Annotated in this window: 8 protein-coding genes and 3 pseudogenes; 4 read left to right on the top strand and 7 right to left on the bottom strand. The window is 43.9% G+C overall.

Features of this window, described 5'->3' with window-relative positions; genetic code table 11:
• Both ACEYV4_RS08425 and ACEYV4_RS08420 read left to right on the top strand, forming a co-directional pair.
• Positions 1-185: pseudogene (locus ACEYV4_RS08425) on the top strand (ABC transporter permease); the annotation flags it as partial.
• A pseudogene (locus tag ACEYV4_RS08420) lies at positions 185-280 on the top strand (Nif3-like dinuclear metal center hexameric protein); the annotation flags it as partial. The pseudogenes ACEYV4_RS08425 and ACEYV4_RS08420, both read left to right, overlap by 1 nt.
• A 2-nt stretch (positions 281-282) precedes the next feature.
• Here ACEYV4_RS08420 and ACEYV4_RS08415 read toward each other — a convergent pair.
• The 7 genes and pseudogenes from ACEYV4_RS08415 to ACEYV4_RS08385 form a co-directional block, all read right to left on the bottom strand.
• Positions 283-369 (bottom strand): annotated as a pseudogene (locus ACEYV4_RS08415) (cytosolic protein); the annotation flags it as partial.
• A 284-nt stretch (positions 370-653) separates the two neighbouring features.
• Positions 654-1502, bottom strand: a complete 849-nt coding sequence (locus ACEYV4_RS08410; protein WP_373842857.1) for a metallophosphoesterase — start codon at positions 1500-1502, stop codon at positions 654-656.
• 217 nt (positions 1503-1719) lie between these two features.
• Complete coding sequence (locus tag ACEYV4_RS08405) at positions 1720-4230, bottom strand: carbamoyl phosphate synthase large subunit (RefSeq protein WP_373842856.1); 2511 nt, start codon at positions 4228-4230, stop codon at positions 1720-1722.
• Positions 4230-5312 carry a carbamoyl phosphate synthase small subunit gene (locus tag ACEYV4_RS08400; RefSeq protein ID WP_373842855.1) on the bottom strand — a complete coding sequence of 361 codons (1083 nt, stop codon included), beginning with the start codon at positions 5310-5312 and terminating at the stop codon, positions 4230-4232. Before ACEYV4_RS08400 ends, ACEYV4_RS08405 begins: the two co-directional genes overlap by 1 nt.
• A gap of 65 nt (positions 5313-5377) precedes the next feature.
• A complete protein-coding gene (locus tag ACEYV4_RS08395) occupies positions 5378-6253 on the bottom strand; it encodes an RluA family pseudouridine synthase (RefSeq protein WP_373842858.1) in 876 nt (291 codons plus the stop codon).
• Between the two features lie 37 nt (positions 6254-6290).
• Positions 6291-6737, bottom strand: a complete 447-nt coding sequence (gene lspA / locus ACEYV4_RS08390; protein ID WP_373842854.1) for a signal peptidase II — start codon at positions 6735-6737, stop codon at positions 6291-6293.
• Positions 6734-7129, bottom strand: a complete 396-nt coding sequence (locus ACEYV4_RS08385) for an EbsA family protein (RefSeq protein WP_373842853.1) — start codon at positions 7127-7129, stop codon at positions 6734-6736. The genes lspA and ACEYV4_RS08385 overlap by 4 nt, the downstream gene beginning before the upstream one ends.
• Positions 7130-7168: 39 nt before the next feature.
• Here ACEYV4_RS08385 and ACEYV4_RS08380 point away from each other — a divergent pair, with 39 nt between their 5' ends.
• Positions 7169-7558, top strand: coding sequence for a ribonuclease HI family protein (locus ACEYV4_RS08380; protein WP_373842852.1), 390 nt, complete (start codon positions 7169-7171; stop codon positions 7556-7558).
• Positions 7559-7641: 83 nt separating this feature from the next.
• On the top strand, positions 7642-7932 hold the full coding sequence (locus tag ACEYV4_RS08375) for a type II toxin-antitoxin system HicB family antitoxin (RefSeq protein WP_373842851.1): 291 nt from the start codon (positions 7642-7644) through the stop codon (positions 7930-7932).
• The last annotated feature ends 241 nt before the right edge of the window (positions 7933-8173 follow it).

Here is an 8173-nt window from a genome sequence, read left to right as displayed (position 1 = left end):
TCTTAATGAAACTCCTGCCCGGCACACCGTACCAAAATCAGGATAAAATGAGTGCGTCACAGATTCATATGATGAATGAACAGTATGGCTTGAATAAGACAGTGTGGCAGAAATAATTGATCTATATTTTTGGGATGGTCCATGGTGATCTAGGAATTTCTTTCCAATTTTCAAGCCAGCCGCTAAAATGAAGATTAAAATGGCCCGTTTGATTACAGCAGATAATAAGAAGCCAGTCTCTACTGTTGCATTTATTTGTGGTGATGGTGGCAAGTATTGGTAAAGAGTTGCTTTCAATTGATCTAATCGCCATTGGCACCATGAAATAAAGGCTAATTCGTCAATCTTTGGAATGCCATAGGTTCTAGCATTCCGCATCTCTCATGTGACAACGACAATAATGATAGCAAAATCCCATCCAAATAGCAATACCCTTAGTACAAAAAATTAAATTTTTTCGTAAAATTAAAGGATGAGTACTCGATGAACTATTTCTTTTGTATTCGCCGACTACCTAAGTAGAGTCCAAGCGGCCAAGTCAACGCCCCAAGGATTAATGTTGTTAAGGTTATCTTTTGATTACGTGCTAGTTTTATTTGCCCTTCTCCTTTTGAAGTTGAGTTAAAATTCTCGTTTACCCTGCTTAGCTAATTTCAACTGAGGTCCATAATACGCAAGCAAGACTGCCATTGAGCTAAGAAATTTGATTGTTGCCATTCATTAATCCGTTTGTTACGAACGCCAACCGCCTGATTAAGGTAAGTCACCAAACCACGAGTTAATGACGGGTGAATGCCATGCAGGTGCCCATAGCAAGCATAATAAACATTACCACTCTTTTCTAATAATCGACCGAGGCGGTCACTACCCATCATAGCATTAATCATCTGGTAAAAATACTCACGCCGGGGAGTGTCTACCGCTGCCGGTTTAGGTGCCAAGAGTTCGTGCCGAGGAGCAAAGTGAGTTAATAAGATAACCCGCTTATGATCTTGCTGAGCCGCCATCAACTGAGCACGAACTTGCTCCAATACCCGATCCATTTGTTCTCGATCATCCCCTGGTAAATCAATCACACTATCCAACCAGTATACTCGTTTCCACCGGGTCACCCGTTGTGGCTGATCAGCATATTTTGAAAAAGAGTAATCATACCAACCGTTATTGCCAATCACCCGCCAATTTGTACCAGGAAGGTCAACAAACCGGTTGTGCAGATAAGCCGGATCAGCTAACGTTTCAACCAGGTGATAAGGAGCATGCTGCAACAAATCATGATTGCCAGCAATATAATAAACCCGAGTTTGCCCTGCTAGAAGTGTTTGCAATTGATCCAGATAGTGTCGTGTCTGAGTAAAGTCATTAAAAAGGTCGCCTCCATAAAAGTAATATTGAATTCCATGTTGGGCCAAATAATCTGCTTGACCCTTTAAAGCCTGATCGGGATCAACTCGATTAACATCAATGTGATTATCACTACTAAACGCTATGCGAATTTTCATAATATTTTCATACCAGCTTTTATTGCTTGTGCCAAAGGTTTGAACAGTTTTATATTCTCTGCTAATCCCTTTAGGACCCTATTTATATAAGCTAAGCTCTCAACTTTTAATTATAACAAAACGACACCCTCAAACGAAGGTGCCGTTTAAATAAAACGCCTATTAAACGTCTCAACTAGTTTAGTTAATTCTAATTGTGCCTAGCAAAAGAGCGCTTTTATTGATGATTAGTCAAGAACCGCATCTGTGCCCCGATAATCTTATTAAAGGCTGGGGTTTCATTTGGTACATTGAGCGCCCGAAATGGAAAAGTTGCCCGATAGGTAACGACTCCTGGATCAGTCGCTTGGTTTAGTGAATCCATCATCTTTGCCGTAGTCAGTGTTCCCGTCAACAACTGAACATAGACACCAGGTAGGTTGATCTGAAGAACCTTAGATAAAAAGGCGATCTCTGGCAAAGGCAACGGTTGAACCCCAATTTGATGGTATTCATCCCCGGCCACCGCAAAAATAACTTGGTAAAGGCCTAATTGGTCCTGTTTCATTACCGCATCACTAGCAGTATCATTCAGCTTCTGAAAGGCATAGTCAGCTATTTCTGCTGGATAACGCAAGGCGGTTGATTGGTAATTAAGCTGTTCAGGAGATAGGAGATTGGTCACCGTTCCTAATGGATAGGCATACTCACCATCGCAAATATAGTTGAAGGCCACCAGCTGAGTTGCTTGATTATCCAGTTGGGGAAGGCGATCATCAGGTAAGATAATCAACCGACAATCCAAATCAAGGTTGGAAAGTCCCGCCAATAATTGTTGATACGAAGCCGGAACGAAAAGCAACTGGGGCTGCTCTACTTTTAAGATTTGAACGACATTTTCTAAAGTCGGTGGTTCAATATAACGCTTATCGCTTAACCGATAGCAGAGACTAATTGAACTAGGATTGGTATTAACAATGACAGTGTGGTAACCCTCCTGGTGTAGTTGACGCATCATCTGGGCCACAAAATAGTCACCAGAGTTACTCAATCCTAACCGCAAACCACCAGTGCCAATGATCACCGCACTAGGCTGCGCCGTTTTGGTCCCCTCATTTTCATCTTCAAAAGCAGAATAGAAGCTATTAGTATGTTGGGGAAATTCACCGGCGGACGGTTCAATCTCTTTGTACTTGGTGGTCAATCCATGATCAACTTCCATCTGATCGATCCGGTGTGGCGTCGTCTTCCAGAGATGAGCAATCAACTGGTTACTCAGTCCATAACCCTTAGCCTTGATCAAGACCGGTTCTTTGTTAGGATTTTCAAGTAATTCCTTGATGAGAAGGCGCATTTGGTTAATCTGATCAAAGTAATAAGGATCAATTTTAGTCATTTCGGACAGTTCTTCAACCGAGTATCCCCGGTTCATTGCCTCAATCAAGACGAACAGCCGCCCAGCCGCTGGATGCACTAATTTAACAATCAATTCATCATCCGTCAGCTTTTTCTGAGCTGTTAGGTGAAAATCAGTCGGCTCCTGATAACGCGATTCAAGAGCCTTAAAGAGGGCCTCAATGGTGGTCCGCCCAACCCCGAAAACGGTTCCTATCGACTTTTTCTCAGTACCAAGGACTGGGCTGGCACTCGGAATGGTATTAAATCCCCAAACCGGTACCCGGGCCGCAATGTGGTCCATCGCCGGTTCGATCAAGGCTGCATGGTGGGCATAATTGGGTCCGAGATCAATATCACGAAGTAGTTTTCCAGTGTAAAGTTGGGCACAAACTTCCGCAATTGGGTACCCCGTCGATTGAGCAACAAAGGAAGCAATTCGATCAAAATAAGGGCTATTTTTGATCACGTAAAACTTACTGCTTTCGGGGTCAAGAGCAAATTGAACATGATTAATCCCCACGATTCGCAGCTTGCGAGTAATCGCAAAGGCGGTATCACGCATGTCCTGAATTTGTCGATCCAACAAAGTCTGTGGTGGGTTAAAGGCAATCGAATCCCCAGCGTGAATACCAATCGGATCCATGTCTTCCACCATTGATAGCATCATCATTGTCCCCGAAGAATCCCGTTGAACAACTGCTTCGATTTCCTTGTAGCCAGCCAAGCTTTGCTGAACCAGTACCTGTTCTGCCCGGGACTGACTAAGGCAGCTCTGAACGGCCGGAGCTAATTCGCGCTCATCGTGGACAATCCGTCTGGTACTACTGTTCTTTGGCAGAACCGAACGAATAATAACCGGGTAGCCTAATTTACGGGCCTCACTCAAAGCATCCTGGTAATTATTAACCGTAATGACCGACTTCATTGGTGCCCCCATCTGATGAAGGGTCCGGCTAAGTAAAACCGGGTTGTTAATCTGACGAATCGTTGCTTCGGGAATTCCCAACAACTTAATGTTGCACTCCTGAACGATCCCCTTCTCAAGTAGTTCTTGGGTCAGCTCAAAGGCGCGTCGATTGCCAAGGGTTGGTAAAATGGCACGCGGTCGATAACGCCGGATTAATTGAACCAAGTTTTCAACGTTCAACGGGCCAATGCAAGCATGGTCAACCGCCGCTCGATTTTCTAAGCTGACCGAAAATGGGTTATCATCGGCTAAAATAGTCTGGATACCAAGTCGTTTAAAGACCGTTGTAACCAAGTAAGTAGTTGCGTCAAGTTCATCACCGTGCTGGACGTCATTAGCCCCCGCCCCAATGATTAGGACCGACTTGATAGTTGATTTAGTCATTAGCGCCGTGCTTCCTTCCGTCTGATCATATCTAAGAATTCATCAAAGAGTCCATCCGTTTCATCTGGACCTGGTGCACCATCCGGGAAAAATTGAACTGAAAAAGCCGGATATTGGCGGTGACGCAATCCCTGGGTACTGTTATCGATCATATCAGTATAGGTGATGAAAAGCTTCGTCCGGTCAACCGTTTGTGGATCAACCGCGTAGCCACCACCTTGACTGGCATAAACAATATGATCAGTAATAATCTCCCGAATTGGATGATTCATCCCGTGATGTTCAACTGGATAACGGACCACTTTAGCACCGTTAGCAATCCCAAAAAGTTCGTGACCCAGGCCAATTGCGAACAACGGAACCTTGGTCTGAATGGTCCTGATCATCTCCAGAACCGACTTTTTAATACTGTTAGGATTACCGGGACCGCTCGATAAGACCACTCCATCTGGATCCAAGCGTAGAATCTCGTCCGCAGTAACGTTATATGGTAAAACAGTAACGTTACATTTACGCCGGCTCAGTTCACGCAGTATCCCATTTTTTAAGCCAAAGTCGACTACGACAATGCTCAGGCCAACTCCCGGGTTAGGGTAAGGCTTCGGCGTGGCTACCTGGGCAACCTGCTGGTTAGTCAAAACCGTCGCGTGAAGCTGGTCAAAAGCATGATCATCCGGGACCGGAACAATACTGCCCTTTAATGGCTTTCCAGCATCACGAAGCTTATGGATAATTGCCCGGGTATCAACATTAGTAATTCCTGGAATATTCATCTGCTTAAGATACTGGTCTAATGTCATTCGCCGGACGTTATTGGTAGCCACGTTAGAAAGTGATCGCACCACAACTCCTTTAATGGTCGGAACGATCGTTTCATAATTATTACGTTGGATTCCATAACTGCCGATATTAGGCTGGGCAAACACCAAAATTTGATTATCATAAATCTGGTTAGTGATGATTTCTTGATAACCAGTCATACTGGTATTAAAAACTACCTCACCAAAGGTTACCGCGGGTGCACCAAAGCCTTCTCCGGCGAAAGTCGTTCCGTCCTCAAAAATTAGGTATCGTGCTGTCAATTTATCACTCACCCCTAAATATTGTTCACTTCTATTATCCAATTAATTCAGTGAAACACAAGCATTTACCGGTCAGTTCGATCTAATTTGTCGAGCATCTGCCGGAAATAATCCGGTAATGGAGCGGTAAAGGTCATTTGTTTACCAGTCCGCGGATGTTTAAAGCCTAATAGACGGGCGTGTAAATATTGGCCGTGACCTGGCAAGGTCTTCCGGGGACCGTACAATGGATCTCCCGCTAGCGGATGGCCAATATATTTCATATGAACCCGAATTTGATGGGTCCGACCAGTCTCCAAACGACAGGACACCAGCGTATAATGGCGATAACGCTTGAGAACCTTGAAATGGGTTACAGCATGGCGACCATCCGCCACTACCGCTTGCTTTTTGCGATCTTTACGGGAACGGCCCAGGGGCGCATCAATCGTCCCCCGGTCTTCTTTAATGACCCCGTGAACTAAGGCGACGTATTCTCGTTCATTTGTCTTAGCTTTCAATTGAGCTGCTAATGACCGGTGAGCCATGTCATTCTTGGCAACCATCAAGAGGCCCGATGTATCCTTGTCAATTCGGTGAACAATACCTGGACGGAACTCCCCGTTGATCGTTGACAATGGTGAATGGTAAAGCAACGCGTTGACTAAAGTATGATCGGGATGCCCCGGCGCCGGGTGAACAACCATCCCCTGGGGTTTATTGACCACAATCACGTCATCATCCTCATAAACAATATCGAGAGGGATATTTTCCGGTTCCAAATTAATCTTCTTTGGCTTTTCCGGCTTAATCGTTATCTGATCCCCAGCGGCTAACTTATACTTAGGCTTAACAACCTGACCGTTCACCGTCACATGGCCATTTTCAATCCACCGTTGCAATTGAGAACGAGAAAATTGCTTAAGATGATGACCGAGTTGTTTATCAATTCGGCCCTTCATTGTTGGTGTTACCGTTAGCTTCAATGGCTTTTCCACACTAATCGTCCTCTCTTAAAATAGTAATAATTAAAATAATGACGCCAATCGTCAGACAGCTGTCGGCAACGTTAAAAACGGGAAAATTAATAAACAAGGTCTCAAACATATCAACTACGTAACCGTGAGCCAGCCGATCAATAAAATTACCTAAAGCCCCCGCAAGGATCAAACAAAGGCCAATCATTAAGGCCCGCTGGTGATGCCAACGGTACATTAAATAAACAATCACTCCCACGGCAATCACCGTGATTAAGACAAAGAAGCCCTGTTGTCCAGTTAACATATTCCAGGCGGCCCCATTGTTGTGCAGGTTAGTTAAGGCAAGGGCCCCGGGAATAATGACATGGCTAGTTCCTAAACTGATGGTCGCAGCCACCCAGTGTTTAACTAATTGATCAAGGACTATTAGGACAGCCACCAGAATAACACTAATTCCGATACTCACGGTTTAACCCCCGCTCGTTGTAAAGCCAGCTGTAATTTTCTAATTCCCTGGTTAGTAAAGGTAAAGTTTAGGACTTCACCATTAACGGTCATTGAAACGGTATGCTTGGTAAAGCGCGGCTGCCGAACATCAACTAGCGGAATCGTTAGGTAATCCTTTTGCAATAACCGGCTAAAGACCAGTTTAGTCGGGGTAATGAGGACCGTCCGCCGCTTGATTTCTAAAAATGTTAAAATAACAAAAACAATAAAAAAGCTTGCAGAGATCCACTGAAAATGGGTAATCTCCAACCAGACAATTAATCCGGCAAGAAACAGTAAGAAGGTCCAGCACCAGCTAATAATCGTACCTGTTAGGTCAGGCTGGTAAAAATAACGGGTCTCTTCTTCCATCTAAATCAACTCTTCCTTTCAAAGTGAGGTAATTAATTTATGATTAAACTCTATACGGACGCTGCTAGCAAGGGTAACCCGGGTCCCACCGGTCTAGGAGTATTAGTGATCAACAATCACCACCAATACCAAGTGACTGGTACCTTAGCTCGCGCCGACAACCACCACGGTGAATTTGCGGCTGCCCGACTCGGCTTTCAATATTTACTAGATCATTTTGGCGCCCAGCAAACAGTGTTATTTTACACCGATAGTCGGGTCCTAAGCGATACTATCGGTAAAAATTATACAAAACGTTACCAAACCGAACTCACCGCCCTCAACCAGTTAATCAATCAGTTTACGATGGTCATTACCCGGTGGATCCCTGACCGGCAAAATCATGGGGCCCACCACCTGGCCAACCAGGCTTTGCGGGCGATTGAATAAGGATCCATCTTAACATAATAGACGGGAATTAATTATTTTACTTGGTAATTAACAACGGTGAATTTAAGTAGGAGAAAACTATTATGAAAACAGTAGACCACATTGTTGCATATCCAATTATCATCAAATACGTAGCAGATAATTCGGGCTATCCATATTTGGTAACCATCCCAGACTTAAATAATAGCATGACCGAAGGAAAATCAGTTGAAAATGCAATTGCAATGGCCAAAGATTATATCGGTACAACCAGTTTAGTAGAGGAATTGCCTAAGTCAAACTACACCCTGCCTAAGGCCAATAAAGGTGAAACTGTCACGCTTATCCGAGTTAACGTTTCAGAATATAAACGCAAGAACGACATAATAAGTTAAGAAGACTATTACCATTCCTAACTACATTAAATGAACTAGGTAAAGAAAATGGTATTAACTTCAGTGAGGTAATGACATCAGCACTAAAAGGAAGATTAAGTGTTTAACTCCAACAACTATTCTAAAACAAAAAACGGTAGCTAGTGCTATCGCCTTAATTGTTTATGTATCAACTCTTGTAGTTCTTTGAGGTCATCTTCCGTTGCAATGTCTCGAACAAACTTACGAGCATAAGAACGGT

It is taken from the genome of Limosilactobacillus sp. (assembly GCF_041859915.1).
Taxonomy (GTDB): Bacteria; Bacillota; Bacilli; order Lactobacillales; family Lactobacillaceae; genus Limosilactobacillus.
The sequence above is the reverse complement of the archived record's forward strand: the minus strand, read 5'-3'. Positions and strand labels throughout refer to the sequence as shown.

Bases quoted from the DNA above. Each gene is read 5' to 3' on its own strand.
- ACEYV4_RS08405 (WP_373842856.1), bottom strand. From the start codon at position 4,230: ATGACTAAATCAACTATCAAGTCGGTCCTAATCATTGGGGCGGGGGCT.
- ACEYV4_RS08410 (WP_373842857.1), bottom strand. From the start codon at position 1,502: ATGAAAATTCGCATAGCGTTTAGTAGTGATAATCACATTGATGTTAAT.
- ACEYV4_RS08385 (WP_373842853.1), bottom strand. From the start codon at position 7,129: ATGGAAGAAGAGACCCGTTATTTTTACCAGCCTGACCTAACAGGTACG.
- ACEYV4_RS08375 (WP_373842851.1), top strand. From the start codon at position 7,642: ATGAAAACAGTAGACCACATTGTTGCATATCCAATTATCATCAAATAC.
- ACEYV4_RS08380 (WP_373842852.1), top strand. From the start codon at position 7,169: ATGATTAAACTCTATACGGACGCTGCTAGCAAGGGTAACCCGGGTCCC.
- ACEYV4_RS08395 (WP_373842858.1), bottom strand. From the start codon at position 6,253: ATGAAGGGCCGAATTGATAAACAACTCGGTCATCATCTTAAGCAATTT.